The 11637-nt window shown below is 67.9% G+C and carries 16 protein-coding genes and 1 pseudogene; 10 read left to right on the forward strand and 7 right to left on the reverse strand.

Annotation, left to right across the window (positions count from 1 at the left end; all coding sequences use genetic code 11):
- The first annotated feature begins 12 nt into the window (after positions 1 to 12).
- The 3 genes and pseudogenes from OHA25_RS13865 to OHA25_RS61310 form a co-directional block, all read left to right on the forward strand.
- Positions 13 to 855: an NmrA family NAD(P)-binding protein gene (locus OHA25_RS13865; RefSeq protein WP_327587961.1), complete on the forward strand. Its 843-nt coding sequence runs from the start codon at positions 13 to 15 to the stop codon at positions 853 to 855.
- Between the two features lie 225 nt (positions 856 to 1080).
- On the forward strand, positions 1081 to 1278 hold the full coding sequence (locus OHA25_RS13870; RefSeq protein WP_327587962.1) for a hypothetical protein: 198 nt from the start codon (positions 1081 to 1083) through the stop codon (positions 1276 to 1278).
- Positions 1279 to 1577: 299 nt separating this feature from the next.
- Positions 1578 to 1643, forward strand: a pseudogene (locus OHA25_RS61310) (hypothetical protein); the annotation flags it as partial.
- Here OHA25_RS61310 and OHA25_RS13875 read toward each other — a convergent pair.
- Entirely contained in the window at positions 1630 to 2091 is a 462-nt protein-coding gene (locus tag OHA25_RS13875) for a MerR family transcriptional regulator (protein WP_327587963.1), read from the reverse strand. The pseudogene OHA25_RS61310 and the gene OHA25_RS13875 sit on opposite strands and share 14 nt — an antisense overlap.
- Before the next feature lie 27 nt (positions 2092 to 2118).
- Here OHA25_RS13875 and OHA25_RS13880 point away from each other — a divergent pair, with 27 nt between their 5' ends.
- A complete protein-coding gene (locus OHA25_RS13880) occupies positions 2119 to 2871 on the forward strand; it encodes an MBL fold metallo-hydrolase (protein WP_327587964.1) in 753 nt (250 codons plus the stop codon).
- A 78-nt stretch (positions 2872 to 2949) separates the two neighbouring features.
- On the opposite strand, the gene OHA25_RS13885 is transcribed toward OHA25_RS13880, so the two are convergent.
- Genes OHA25_RS13885 through OHA25_RS13900 form a run of 4 tightly spaced genes read right to left on the reverse strand, consistent with a single transcriptional unit; the run spans position 2950 to position 6223 of the window.
- Positions 2950 to 3615 carry an IclR family transcriptional regulator gene (locus tag OHA25_RS13885; RefSeq protein ID WP_327587965.1) on the reverse strand — a complete coding sequence of 222 codons (666 nt, stop codon included), beginning with the start codon at positions 3613 to 3615 and terminating at the stop codon, positions 2950 to 2952.
- Positions 3616 to 3644: 29 nt separating this feature from the next.
- Positions 3645 to 4919 (reverse strand): cytochrome P450, encoded by a 1275-nt coding sequence (locus OHA25_RS13890; RefSeq protein WP_327587966.1) that lies wholly within the window; start codon positions 4917 to 4919, stop codon positions 3645 to 3647.
- 21 nt (positions 4920 to 4940) lie between these two features.
- The gene (locus tag OHA25_RS13895) at positions 4941 to 5705 is read right to left on the reverse strand and encodes an alpha/beta fold hydrolase (protein WP_327587967.1); all 765 of its coding nucleotides are present in this window, start codon (positions 5703 to 5705) and stop codon (positions 4941 to 4943) included.
- A 41-nt stretch (positions 5706 to 5746) separates the two neighbouring features.
- Complete coding sequence (locus tag OHA25_RS13900; protein ID WP_327587968.1) at positions 5747 to 6223, reverse strand: ATP-binding protein; 477 nt, start codon at positions 6221 to 6223, stop codon at positions 5747 to 5749.
- Positions 6224 to 6754: 531 nt separating this feature from the next.
- Between OHA25_RS13900 and OHA25_RS13905 the strand changes: the two genes are divergently transcribed.
- Positions 6755 to 7456, forward strand: coding sequence for a hypothetical protein (locus tag OHA25_RS13905; RefSeq protein ID WP_327587969.1), 702 nt, complete (start codon positions 6755 to 6757; stop codon positions 7454 to 7456).
- Between the two features lie 143 nt (positions 7457 to 7599).
- Here the strand turns inward: OHA25_RS13905 and OHA25_RS13910 are convergent, their stop codons facing one another.
- Both OHA25_RS13910 and OHA25_RS13915 read right to left on the reverse strand, forming a co-directional pair.
- A complete protein-coding gene (locus tag OHA25_RS13910; protein ID WP_327587970.1) occupies positions 7600 to 7752 on the reverse strand; it encodes a hypothetical protein in 153 nt (50 codons plus the stop codon).
- The gene (locus OHA25_RS13915; protein ID WP_327587971.1) at positions 7749 to 8072 is read right to left on the reverse strand and encodes a hypothetical protein; all 324 of its coding nucleotides are present in this window, start codon (positions 8070 to 8072) and stop codon (positions 7749 to 7751) included. The genes OHA25_RS13910 and OHA25_RS13915 overlap by 4 nt, the downstream gene beginning before the upstream one ends.
- Before the next feature lie 276 nt (positions 8073 to 8348).
- Here OHA25_RS13915 and OHA25_RS13920 point away from each other — a divergent pair, with 276 nt between their 5' ends.
- The 5 genes from OHA25_RS13920 to OHA25_RS13940 all read left to right on the forward strand — a co-directional run bounded on the left by OHA25_RS13920 (position 8349) and on the right by OHA25_RS13940 (position 11631).
- Entirely contained in the window at positions 8349 to 8942 is a 594-nt protein-coding gene (locus OHA25_RS13920) for a helix-turn-helix domain-containing protein (RefSeq protein WP_327587972.1), read from the forward strand.
- 26 nt (positions 8943 to 8968) lie between these two features.
- Entirely contained in the window at positions 8969 to 9391 is a 423-nt protein-coding gene (locus tag OHA25_RS13925; RefSeq protein WP_327587973.1) for a HEPN domain-containing protein, read from the forward strand.
- A 310-nt stretch (positions 9392 to 9701) separates the two neighbouring features.
- Positions 9702 to 9974, forward strand: coding sequence for a hypothetical protein (locus OHA25_RS13930; RefSeq protein WP_327587974.1), 273 nt, complete (start codon positions 9702 to 9704; stop codon positions 9972 to 9974).
- A 106-nt stretch (positions 9975 to 10080) separates the two neighbouring features.
- A complete protein-coding gene (locus OHA25_RS13935) occupies positions 10081 to 11061 on the forward strand; it encodes a trypsin-like serine peptidase (RefSeq protein ID WP_327587975.1) in 981 nt (326 codons plus the stop codon).
- A 69-nt stretch (positions 11062 to 11130) separates the two neighbouring features.
- Complete coding sequence (locus tag OHA25_RS13940; protein ID WP_327587976.1) at positions 11131 to 11631, forward strand: hypothetical protein; 501 nt, start codon at positions 11131 to 11133, stop codon at positions 11629 to 11631.
- The last annotated feature ends 6 nt before the right edge of the window (positions 11632 to 11637 follow it).

Genomic DNA, 11637 nt, shown 5'->3' on the forward strand with positions numbered 1-11637 from the left:
ACTAATGACGTCATGACCTACGTGATTCACGGCGCCACCGGCGCCCAAGGTGCCCCCGTCGTCGCCGCTCTCGCCGCCGCGGGCAAGTCCGTGACCGCTCTGACCCGCAACCCGGACGCCGTCGTGGACGGCGCGCGTGTCGTGGCCGCCGGATACTCCTCCACGGAGGAACTGACCGAGGCGTACCGGAGTGCCGACGGGGTGTTCGTCCACCTGCCGGTGGTCTCCGAAGAAGACCGCCAGACCTACGCGCGCAACATTGTCGCTGCCGTCCGCGAGGCCCGCCCGGCCCGCGTGGTGTTCTCCACCAGCGGTTACCCGATCGACCCCACCGGCGACGACGCGGTCTCGGCGCTGGTCAGGGACCTGGCTGACAGCGGGGCGTCCCATGCGGTGATCGCGGCCGAGCTGTACCTGGAGAACCTGCTCATGCCGTACGTCATCGACACGGTCCGTGAGCAGGGCGCGCTGCCCTACCCGATCCGGGCGGACTTCCCCGTCTCCTGGGCGTCGCACCTGGACATCGCCGACGTCGCGGTCGCCTTGTTCGAGCGCCCGGACGTCACCGGCGTAGTCTCCGTCGGACAGGACCCGGCGATCACCGGACCGGACCTGGCCGAGGCGTTCGGCGCCCACTTCGGCAAGAACGTGGTCTTCGAGCAGATCACCACCGAGCAGTTCCGCACCTCCGTCGCCCCCCTGATCGGCGAGGGCCCCGCCGCCGACGTGGCCGGGGCTTACGCGGCCATGAGCACGCTCCCGGACCGCTCGATCACGCCTGAGAACTCCGCCCAGAAGCTGCTCGGCGTCACCCCCCGCACCACCGGGCAGTGGCTGATCGACATCGGCCTCTGACCGCAACCACTGTCGGCTACGGCCGAGTTAGGCAGGCAGGACTTGGCAGGCCGCCGTACTCGGTGGGTGGCCTGCCAAGTCCTCGAGAACCGCCGATCGCCCACACCAAGGCCCGCCCGCCCACTTCACCACGCTGAACTTGACAGGGAACCCAGATGGAAGGCCTACGCGCGAGTGGACGGCAGCGACACCACCCTCCTGAAGCCACCGGGTGATCATGTCATCGTGCAGTCGCTGGCCTGGGCCGACGACACGCATCTGATCGCCTGGGCTCAGGACCGCACGACCGGGGACAGCAGCAAGTCCCGCTACCGCCTGGTGCTGGTCGAGGTGACGGGCAAGCAGGAGGTCATCCCGCTCACCGGCTGGACCGGCGCGCTCAGCCGTCCCAACTGGAGGCCCGTCCTCACCACCACACCGTGATCTGTGGCGGCCGGCGGCCGAGCCCCAACGCAGGTCGCCACCGGCGCTGCCGTCGACGGTCACAACGCGGGCGACGGCGAACTCCCGCCGTCCTCGGTCCAACGGTGCAGTTCCGCGGCAATGTCCAGCACGGGGGGCTCCCGTGTCTGCTTGCACGTAGCTGGTCGCCTTTGAGGATGAAATGCCGGCTGCCGAGAGGGGACAGCGCCAGGCGATAGAGGAACCGTTCCAGCACGGGTGAGGTCGTCCGGCAGCGCACACCTGCCCTGCCCCGCCTGGTCGAGGTCGGGGCATGTTCGGTGTTCGTCGCCGCGGTCGGGCGAGTGCTGCCGACGCTGCGGGGGCATGCCTTCACCGCCGAGGAGAAGGCCGCTGTGAAACAGGGCCTGGCCCGGGTAGGAGCGACCGCCGATTGGAGGGAGGAGGAATCCGTGACGCGATCTGGTCGCGAGCATGCCGGCACTCGGCGAAGCTCTGCGGGCAGGCAAGCGCATGCTCGATCAGCTCCTTGGCCGCCTGTGCCTGTGAGATGCGCTGCTCAAGCTCTTCGACGTGGCGGCGCAGCAGGTCCCGGTGGTCCATCGGGCTGGGGGTGGACAGCAGTGCACGCAGCTCTCCCAGCGTGAAACCGGCTTCCTTGCCCATCAGGATCAGCGCCACGTGCTCCAGATCCGCCGATCCGTATGAGCGCTGACCATCGGCACGCCGCGCGGGCTTCAGCAGCCCCATGCTCTCCCAGTGCCGCAGCACGTGCGTGGCCAAGCCGAACCGTTGTGCCAGCTCGCCGATGGCCAGCCCCTCGCTTGACTTCATGTGTACATTAACCGGCACGCTGACGGCATGATCAAGTCATCGATCGCGGTCACCCGCGTGGTCAACTCCTGCGTGCTGCTGGAGCTGGACGGCCGCGCCGTACTCACCGACCCGTGGTTCACCGAACGGTGGTGGCTGCGCCGTGGAGAGCCACTGGGCCTAGGGATCTGCGACCTGCCCCCGCTCGCCGCCATCGTCGTCACCAACCTGGCCACCAACCACTGGGACCTGCGCGGGTTGTGCGCCCTGCCCGCCAAGGACACCACACCCTTGTATGTGCCCACCGCCGGCATGGCGCGCCGCGCGCGGGCACTCGGCTTCCTGCGGGCAGAGCGCCTGAGTTGGGGACAGACCCGCGACATCGCCCCCGGTGTGTCCATGCGGGTGGTGCCCGCGGGACGGACTCTGATGTGGCCCAACAACGCCTATGCGTTCGACACCGCAGGTGGCCGGGTGTTCTTCGGCGGTGAGATCGCCGACGTCGCGCTCTTGGAGCGGTACCGCGCCGAGCAGCCACCGGTAGACCTCGCTCTGCTGCCGGTCAATGGGTTGCGCCCGCTGTTCGGCCCGCGCCTGGTGATGGGTCCGGCACAGGCCGTTGCCGGGTCGTCGATACTTGGCACACGGGTGCTGGTCCCCGTGCACGACGCCCACGGGCGCGACCCGCTCTCGCGGCTGTTCCGCACCAACGGCACCGCCTCGGACGCGGCGCGGCTGGCCGGCCCGGACCTGCTCGTGGCCGACCTGCCGACCGGTGAACGCTGGGAGCTGCCGTGCTGAACGTGTTCCGGCACGGGACTGTGACGCGCATAGAACCGCTGCGATGGGGTGCAGGGCGTGACGGCCTGCCCTGTCACGCTAGAGGAGCCGCGATATCTCGGTCGCGGCGCTGAGCACCAGTGGGACGATCGTGCTCTCATCCCGCACACCGATGGTGACCACGCCCACGCTGGCGTCGGCCGGTCGCCCGGGCGTGGTGATCGGGACGGCGACACCCCACGCCCCGGGCTGCAGCTCACCCGCGGTGACCGAGTAGCCGGTGACGCGGGCCTCGGCTATCGCCGGGCGCTCGCCCGGGCAGGGCGGGCGGCCGGCCAGGATGGCGATCCCCGAGGCGCCGCGGTTCGCGGGATGCCGGGTGCCGGCGCGATAGCTGACGTGGATCTGTGAGGCGCGCGGCTCGGCCACTGCGAGCACGACCGCCTGGCTCTCGTCGATGTCGAGCACCGTGATGAAAGCGGTGGCGTTGCAGGTGTCGGCCAGCACCTGGAGCGCGGAGGCGGCCGCACTGCGGAGCCTGTGCTGCACGGCGGCGTTGAGCTCGACGATGCCCAGGCCGAGGGTGTAGCGAGTGCCGATCCGTGCGACCAGCCGGTGGTTGCCGAGGGCGGCCAGATGGCGCGAGACGGCGTTGCGATGTATCCCGGCCAGCTGCGCGAGTTCGTTGATCGTCAAACCGTCCGTATGGTCCCGGAGGATCTCCAGGAGCCGCAGTCCGGTGTCGATCGTCTTCGAGCCCGCCATGGAGGCGGCCGTCCTGTGTTGCTCCCCGGTCATTGGACGCCAAGGCGAGGCACTGGGGTGTAGCACATGGGCAGGTGCTTGATGCCGCCGATGAAGTTCGACACCAGCCGGACCGGTGGTCCGGCGAGTTCGACGTCGGGCAGCCGCCACAGCAGTTCCCGGTAGAACACGCGGAGTTGCAGCCGGGCGAAACGGGAGCCGAGGCACACGTGCGGGCCGTCCCCGAACGAGATGTGGTCATTGGGTCGGCGTGCGATGTCGAAACGCATCGGGTCAGGGAACTGCCGCTCGTCGAAGTTGGCGGCACCGTGAAAGACGACGACCTTGTCGCCCGCGGCGATGCGCCGCCCGGCCAGGACTGTGTCGCGTACAGCGGTACGCCGGAAGCTGAGGACGGGGGGATGCCAGCGCAGCATCTCCTCGATGGCCGAGTCGAGGAGCTCAGGCTGATCGAGCAGCCGACGATGCTGGTCGGGATGGTCGAGCAAGGCGAGCATCCCGCCGGGCAGGGCCGAACGCACAGTGTCGTTGCCCGCGATGACCAGGACAAAGAAGAACATCGACAGTTCGGGATCGGTGAGACGCTGCCCGTCCACCTCCGCCGTGGCGAGCGCGGTCATGACGTCGCTTGCCGGATTCCGGCGCTTGTAGGCGGCGAGGGTGTGAGCGTACTCGAACATGTCGGTGAGCATGGCCGGGGATCGCGGGTTGGCCGGCTTGCCGTCCGGGCCGTGAACGACTGTCGCGTGCTCAGGGTCCTGGTAGCCGATCACGCGGTTGGTCCACTCCAGGATCTGGCCGCGGTCGGCGGAGGGGATGCCGAGGAGATCCGCGAGGTTGTGGATCGGGTAGTCGTCGGTCACGTCCACCGGCAGGTCGCACTCGCCTCGCTCAGCGATCTCGTCGACGAGCAGACGCGCCCGTGCCGCGATGCCGGTCGTGAGACGCTCGATGCGCCCGGCGGTGAACACGCCGGAGACGATCCGCCGGAGCCGGCCGTGGTCCGGCGGATCGAGGTTGAGCATCGTGCGCCGGATGAACGACAGGTCGGCGGGGTCCGGGTCACGGATCTGGGTGGCGCCGAGCCAGGAGCTGTACTCGGCCGGCGTGCGTAGCACGCGTACGACGTCCGCATGGCGGGCCACCGCCCAGAACCCGGGGCCTGCCGGCCAGTCACCGACCTCGTGCTCCTCCTGCCAGTGCACGGGGTCGTGGTCGCGCAGCCAGCGGTACGTCTCATGCGGGATGCCTTGTGTGTAGATGCGCGGGTCGAACACGTTGACCGTCGTCTTTGTGTCGGTCATGGACATCCCATCTGGAGATCGTCAGGCGGACAGGAAACGTTCGATGGCCGACACCAGGGCCAACGGTGTCTCATCCATCGCGTAGTGGCCGGCGTCTGCGAATGTCAGCAGCTCGGCGTTCGGGTACCACTGCAGCCACGTACCCCGCATGACGTCGGCGGAAAGCGCGGGGTCGCGCTCACCGGCGATGACGAGCACAGGCGTGGCGGCGCCGGCCACCTCGGTGTGGAAGTCGGTGCGCGCCCAGGCGTCCAGGTAGGCCCGGTAGGCGGTCACCGTGGAGTTTCGCAGTGAGTTGTCCACCATCTCATCGAGCCATGTGCCCGGAAGCCGGTTGCCGGTGGTGAGATCGATGATCGCACGACGGTTGGCGGGCTCCTCGGCGGAGCCGGAGAACAGCGCCCACCCGTCGTCGTCGAACGGCACGCCGGAGGCCGGCACCGGAGAGATGCCGACGAGCTTGCGGACCCGGCCGGGCGCGTCCAGCATCACCCGCTGCATCGCCGTGCCGCCCATGGAGTGACCGACCAGGGAGAAGGTCTCCCAGCCCAGCTTGTCGGCGAGTGCTGTCACGTCGGCGGCGATCTCGGCGAGGGTGTACTCGCCGGTGAGGTCGCGGGCCTCGCCGTACCCCCGGTAGTCGGGGAAGGCGTAGGTGAAGGCGTCGCCGTCCAGGTAGGGCTGGATCTTCCTGAAGGAACCGCGGTCTCCGAACCAGCCGTGCAACGCAATGACGCGGTGCGGCCCGGAGCCGTGGACGTCGTGGGGAAGAACGACGGGGGACATGGGGATTCTCCTTCGTGTTCGTGGCGCCGGATGGGGAACGCTCAGCGAATGTCCTGCCAGGCGGGCACCTCGCCCGCCCGTCGGGCGTCGCCGAGGCACTCCAGGCTGAACCAGACGTACTTGCCGGCTTCGTGCGGGACGGCGCCCCACTGGTCGGCCTGCGCCTCCACCAGGAACAGTCCACGCCCGCTTTCGGCGAGGAAGTCAGGGGCTCGCTGCGTGGGGAGGGTCGGATCGGAGTCGCAGACCGCCAGCCAGACCGTGGTGTTCCCCGCCCGCACGTTGATCCTTATGTCGGAGGATCCCCGAGCGGGAGGGGTCGCGTGCTGGACCGCGTTCGTGACCAACTCACTGGTCAGCTCCATGATCGTCGCGTCGGTGGCGGCGCAGAGAGGCAGATCCCAGGAGGCGAGCATCGCCGACACCCAGCGGCGAGCGATTGATGACGCGATCGGGGAGCAGGGCAGATCGCACCAGCCGGAGAGGCGCCTGCTCGTGAGGTCGGTGACGACGGTCATCGCGCGCTCGCTCCGATTGGCGGTGCAGGGCAGGGTGGCGTGCCGTTACGGCACCGCGCGACGCCTCTCTCCTTGGTGGCTCCCGGGCCCGCGTCACTCTCCATGAGGCGCCTTGATAAGGCGGCGGCAGGTCCGACCTCGGGTTTCAGGCAATGCATCGCGAACACGGCGTGAACTTCTCCCCGGGATGCCCAAATATTGGGCATGATGGTCAAAAGATGGGCGCGCAGCGAAGAAAAGCATCGATCGGAATAAGGCTGCTGTCAACGCGAATGGCACAAAATGTGGATCATTCGTGTTGAGGCCGGTATGCCGGAGACATCGCTGTCAGCGTTGGTCCGTGAGGGCGGCAGCGAAACGCGAAGCGAGCGTCGCGACTGCCATGGCGGCCAGACGAGCCGCACTCCAGAGAGCGAAATATGAGTAGGGGCTACTCATGTCCAGGTGGTGGGCCGCGGGACAGGATGCGATCGCCGGGGGCCGGGTGTGCCTGCCCGCGTTCGGTTCTTTGCTCTCTCCCGGAGGAAGAACATGCTCACACGTTCCGGCAGGTTCGCGGCGATGACAGTATCGGGGTGCCTGGTGTGGTCGCTGCTCGGGGTCACGGGAGCCGGAGCCGAGACCGCGTTCGCTCCCGATACCTGCGCCAGTGGGTACGTCTGGCGTGGCGCGCGGGCCAGCGACCATGTATGTGTGGAGCCGTCCGTACGTGACCGGACGCGGTCGGAGAACGCGTCCGGGGTCTGGCATGCGTGCACGACCGGGTTCGTCTGGCGAGAGGCGTACCCCGGCGACTTCCGGTGTGTGGTCCCCGGCTCCCGCACGCAGGCGCGGCGCGACAACGACAGCGCGGCCCGCCGGCTCGCGTGGGTCATCATGGTGAAGCGCAACCATGCCGGCAACGGGCCTTCCTGTGACGGCGGAACGTGCTCCACCACCAATGAGGGGCCGTATCAGACGGTGGCCGTCCGCGGCTACTATCTGACGCCTGGCACTCAGGTCACCGTCCAGGTCAAGCGTTCCTCGGATGGCCGGGTGCTGTGGCAGGGCCGTGCCGCCGCGCAGTCGGGCGGCAATGGACCGGCGGGCAGCTTCTCGGTCGACACGGGGCGGGTCCTGTGCGGCGGGAGCTCGTTCAAAGCGCCGCTTACGGCGTATGTGGTCGTACGCGGTGACGGCGGACAGTGGTCGCCACGCGTGCCGATCGCCTGGCGGTCCTGCTCACTGCTGTAATCATGGGTCGGGGAGTGCCGGTAGAGCGGCGACCCGAAGCTAACACCTGCTATAACACCCTGGAGCTTGACCGCGCCGCCGGTTCAGGGGGCGGTGCGCCCGGGGGACGAGGGGACGGGGGGATACTCAGGCGGGTGGCCGGTTCAGGAGAGCCGTAAGGGCGGCGCTTCGCCGCCAGGGCGAAGCCCTTTGGCACAGAAAAAAGCCACGCTAAAGATCACGCCCAGTGGGCAACCGCCCTCGTTCTCGGACACGTTGAGCCACTGGAACGGGGATAAGGGATCGGTCGTCGTCATGCGGGCCATGGTGGCAAGCCGTCGCCGGGCTCCGCCGCGTTGATCCGCATGTTCAGGAACGCCTTGGCGTACTGCACGGTGATCATGTTGACCGCGGTCTTGGACGCCGGGCAGGCGACGCCCGGGTAGGCGTACGCCGGGGTGTCCGGCGTGGTGACCCGGGTCAGCGAGGCCAGGCTGCTGCTGACGTTGACCACGACGGGGCGGCGGAACGCTGCAGCAGCGGGAGAAGCGCGTGGAGGACGCACACCGTGCCGAAGACGTTTCGTCTCGAACGTGCGCCGCATCAGGTCGGCGGTCACGTCCGCGGCGCCGATCATGGCCTCGAAGCCGAGAGCGCCTGACCTGCCGGTTGAACGACGTCCTGGCGGGCTTCCTCAAGCGCTGACCCCACGCTGGACCGACCTCGAATCTCACGGATCGCTGCTGCCGCTGTCCTGGCGACGCAAGACGCACTGCCTCATCGCCGAACCAGAGTTGCACGAAGCTTGGCGTCGTTGGCACCGTCGTCGCATGACTGCGATCTGGGTACGATTGATGACGGAGCGTCAAAGAACTCTCTGATGCGACGCATAGATGGGTGATATGTTTCGTCTATGCGTAGTGAGTCTCCTCCTTTGTTGCCGATCTTCCGGTCGCGGCATCAGGCGGATCTGCTTACCGTGCTCTATCTGCGACCCGACCGCGAGTTCACGCTGACCGAGCTTGCACAGCGTGTCGGAGTGCCACTGACGACGATGCAACGGGAAGTGGGGCGTCTGCTGGAGGCCGGCTTGTTGAGCGGTCGCAGGGTTGGCAGGGCCCATCTGATCCGGGCGGCTGTGTCCGGCCGCTATGCCCGGCCGCTCACCGAACTCCTGACCTTGGCATTCGGGCCGCATGTTCTCATCGAACAGGAGTTTGTCGCGCTGCGGGACGTGGAGGCGGTGGCAATCTTCGGCTCCTGGGCGAGCCGCTATCTCGGTGAGTCCGGTCCACCTCCGAACGATATTGATGTCATGGTCATAGGCCATCCGTCTCGAACCGATGTGTACGAGGCCGCCGAGCGAGTGGAGCGGACGCTGGGCATCCCCGTCAATCCCGTTCTCGTTACTCGTGGCCGCTGGACACAGGCAGTGGATCGCCTTGTCGAACAAATCCGGTCGTCGCCGCTCGTCTGGGTTAAGGGTCCCCCCGAGGAGGGCGTGTGATGCGCTGGGGTCGAGGCGAGGCAGAGGTGAATCGCCTGCTGGCGGAGGGGCGGCTACAGAAGGTCGTTGGCTCGGCTGCGGATGGCATCGAATGGCTGGAGCGCGCTCAACGCACCTTGCGGACCGCCCGGGCGATCGCGGATGATCCCGACAGCGCTTTCATCCTCGCCTATGACGCCGCTAGGCACGCTTGTACTGCAGTGCTGGCGCACCAAGGCATTCGACCCACCACCGCGGGCGGGCACTATGTCGTCGAGGAAGTGCTGCGAGCCCAGTTCGGTGATGTCTTCAGAGACTTCGGCGCGCTACGCCGCCGCCGTAACGAGATCGAATATCCGACACGTCCCGGTGACGACGTCGAACAGAATGAGGCTGCGATGGCAATCGCAGTAACCGAACGGCTGATCGACGCAGCGCGCAAGCTCGTGCCCAACCTGTCTCTCTTCTGAGCTCCTCGCTCCATGTTCGTGGTGGTGTGGTTCAAACCATGTTCGTTCCCAGCGTTCCAGACTCGGTGGGCGGCCGTGCCGGTGAGGAGGGGGGTCCCCTCCGCTTCTTGCAGTGAGGACGTGAAGGGTCTTGGACGCTGCTGATCGTGGGGATGTTCCGGCGCGGCGCTGGGCGAATAGGTCGAGGTCGAAACGTGAACCATGACCTCCGGGCGGACGGCGCTGGGTGTGGCCTGCGTCCCCTTCACGCGGGCCCACCCCTCCGGAAGGTCCTGCGGTCCAGGGGCGCGCCCGGGGAGCATCGCAGACCGTGGCCGTCCGCGGCTACTACCTGACGCCCGGCACGCAGGTCACCGTCCAGGTCAAGCGTTCCTCGGATGGCCGGGTGCTGTGGCAGGGCCGTGCCGCCGCGCAGTCGGGCGGCAATGGACCGGCGGGCAGCTACTCGGTCGACACGGGGCGGGTCCTGTGCGGCGGGAGCTCGTTCAAAGCGCCGCTCGCCGCGTATGTGGTCGTACGCGGCGACGGCGGACAGTGGTCGCCACGCGTGCCGATCGCCTGGCGGTCCTGCTCACTGCTGTGATCACGGGCACAGGCCACCGGTCGACCACCGGCTCCGCTGCGTCGTAGGCACAGCCTTTGCAGTCAGTTCCAACCCAGGTCCCAGTGATGATCGTTATCACCGTGAGATGAGACATCTCCGCAAGTTCCTGGGCACGTTACTCGTCGCCGGAACGCTGACCGGGCTCCCGGCCCCCGCGAACGCGAGCGGTGAGGCGACAACGGTCGACAGCGTACGGCTCGACACGCCGGAATCGATTCGCGCCTACTGGACCCCGGAACGCATGGCCCAAGCCAAGCCGAAGGACATCGTCCACGGCGGTGCGGACCAGGTCGCGCCCGGCCGGCCGGTCGAGGCGATCGGGCGCGAGGAGACCGTGGCCGGCGCCGTGCCCGCCCGGCTTCCGGCGTCTTCTTCGATCGGCTCGCTGGCGTTCTTCGCGACCCCGACGGTCGGCAAGATCTTCGGCATCGACTCGGCAGGCGTCCTTTTCAGCTGCTCGGCCGGCGCGGTGCCGGGTCCGGCGCGCAATGTCATCGCCACCGCCGGCCACTGCCTCCACGACGGCCCCGGCACCGGCTGGGCCCAGCAGGTGATCTACATGCCCTACTACAACCAACAGCCCGACCCGTGGTACGGCTCGTGGACGGTCGCCTGGATGCACGTCTACAAGGGCTGGAGTCAGGAAGGCAAGGACGGCTACGACTACGCCTTCGCCAGCGTCTGGCCGCGCGGCGACGGCGCCGTGCTCGGTGACGTCACGGGGTTCAACGGCATGTCGTTCAACCGCACCTTCAGCTACCCGGGTTCTCTGTGGGGCTATCCGGGCATCCCGCCGAGTGAGGGCGGCTGGCAGTACAACTGCAGCGACACCGTCGTGGTTGCCTTCGGTCTCAGCCACTACGCGAACGACTGCCCGCAGATCGCGCAGCACGGCGCGAGCGGCGGACCATGGATGTACGACTACCGGAACGACCGCATGTGGGGCTACGTCACGACGGTGACCAGCGAAGGCCGTATCGGTGGAACGGTTTTCGGTCCTTTCTTCGGTGACAACGCCAAACGGCTGTGGGAGACCGCTGGCGAGCGTGGGGCCAACCAGAGCTGAGGCGCTGTGCCTTTCAAGTGCCGGCGCACACAGGCGCCCGCCAAGCCGCCCGAACCTTTCGGAGCCGGGATGACCGTCGGGGTGGTGCTGTGTCTGATCGTTCCGGCGGGCCTGTTCATCTGGCTGATGGCCGGGCTCGTCGAGGTCGTCACGCCGGAGTTGAGGACGGCGTTCGGCCACGCAGGCACACCCGGCACCGCGACGGTCGTGTCCTGCGAGCCCTACACCGTAGGAAGCTGGCGCTCGAGGCAGACTCGGTATGACTGTGAGGCGCGGTTCGTGTTCGACGACCGGTCGAAGCAGCCGATCGTGGTGCACACCGTCCCGGAGGTGAAGGTGGGTGAGGTTTTCCCCGCGGTGCTTACTCCCGAGAGGGACCGGGTACTGCCCGCGGGGGAACGTGGCGTGTGGCGGGCAGCCCTGGTGCCGAGCGGCATCGCATTCGGGCTGGCAGTCATGGCGTTCTTCTGTGCTCTCTTGACGGGTTCGAGGAAGATGATCATCTGGTCGGGCGCGTTGGGGAGTCTCCTTCTCATCGTGATGATCGTCGCTATCGTCGTCGGAACGTGACTGCCC

Source organism: Nonomuraea sp. NBC_00507 (assembly GCF_036013525.1).
GTDB lineage: Bacteria > Actinomycetota > Actinomycetes > Streptosporangiales > Streptosporangiaceae > Nonomuraea.

Bases quoted from the DNA above. Each gene is read 5' to 3' on its own strand.
- OHA25_RS13900 (WP_327587968.1), bottom strand. From the start codon at position 6,223: ATGACCGTCGTCACCGACCTCACGAGCAGGCGCCTCTCCGGCTGGTGC.
- OHA25_RS13885 (WP_327587965.1), bottom strand. From the start codon at position 3,615: ATGGCGGGCTCGAAGACGATCGACACCGGACTGCGGCTCCTGGAGATC.
- OHA25_RS13910 (WP_327587970.1), bottom strand. From the start codon at position 7,752: ATGACGACGACCGATCCCTTATCCCCGTTCCAGTGGCTCAACGTGTCC.
- OHA25_RS13875 (WP_327587963.1), bottom strand. From the start codon at position 2,091: ATGAAGTCAAGCGAGGGGCTGGCCATCGGCGAGCTGGCACAACGGTTC.
- OHA25_RS13920 (WP_327587972.1), top strand. From the start codon at position 8,349: ATGCGTAGTGAGTCTCCTCCTTTGTTGCCGATCTTCCGGTCGCGGCAT.
- OHA25_RS13905 (WP_327587969.1), top strand. From the start codon at position 6,755: ATGCTCACACGTTCCGGCAGGTTCGCGGCGATGACAGTATCGGGGTGC.
- OHA25_RS13895 (WP_327587967.1), bottom strand. From the start codon at position 5,705: ATGTCCCCCGTCGTTCTTCCCCACGACGTCCACGGCTCCGGGCCGCAC.
- OHA25_RS13880 (WP_327587964.1), top strand. From the start codon at position 2,119: ATGATCAAGTCATCGATCGCGGTCACCCGCGTGGTCAACTCCTGCGTG.
- OHA25_RS13915 (WP_327587971.1), bottom strand. From the start codon at position 8,072: ATGATCGGCGCCGCGGACGTGACCGCCGACCTGATGCGGCGCACGTTC.
- OHA25_RS13890 (WP_327587966.1), bottom strand. From the start codon at position 4,919: ATGACCGACACAAAGACGACGGTCAACGTGTTCGACCCGCGCATCTAC.
- OHA25_RS13865 (WP_327587961.1), top strand. From the start codon at position 13: ATGACCTACGTGATTCACGGCGCCACCGGCGCCCAAGGTGCCCCCGTC.
- OHA25_RS13940 (WP_327587976.1), top strand. From the start codon at position 11,131: ATGACCGTCGGGGTGGTGCTGTGTCTGATCGTTCCGGCGGGCCTGTTC.
- OHA25_RS13935 (WP_327587975.1), top strand. From the start codon at position 10,081: ATGAGACATCTCCGCAAGTTCCTGGGCACGTTACTCGTCGCCGGAACG.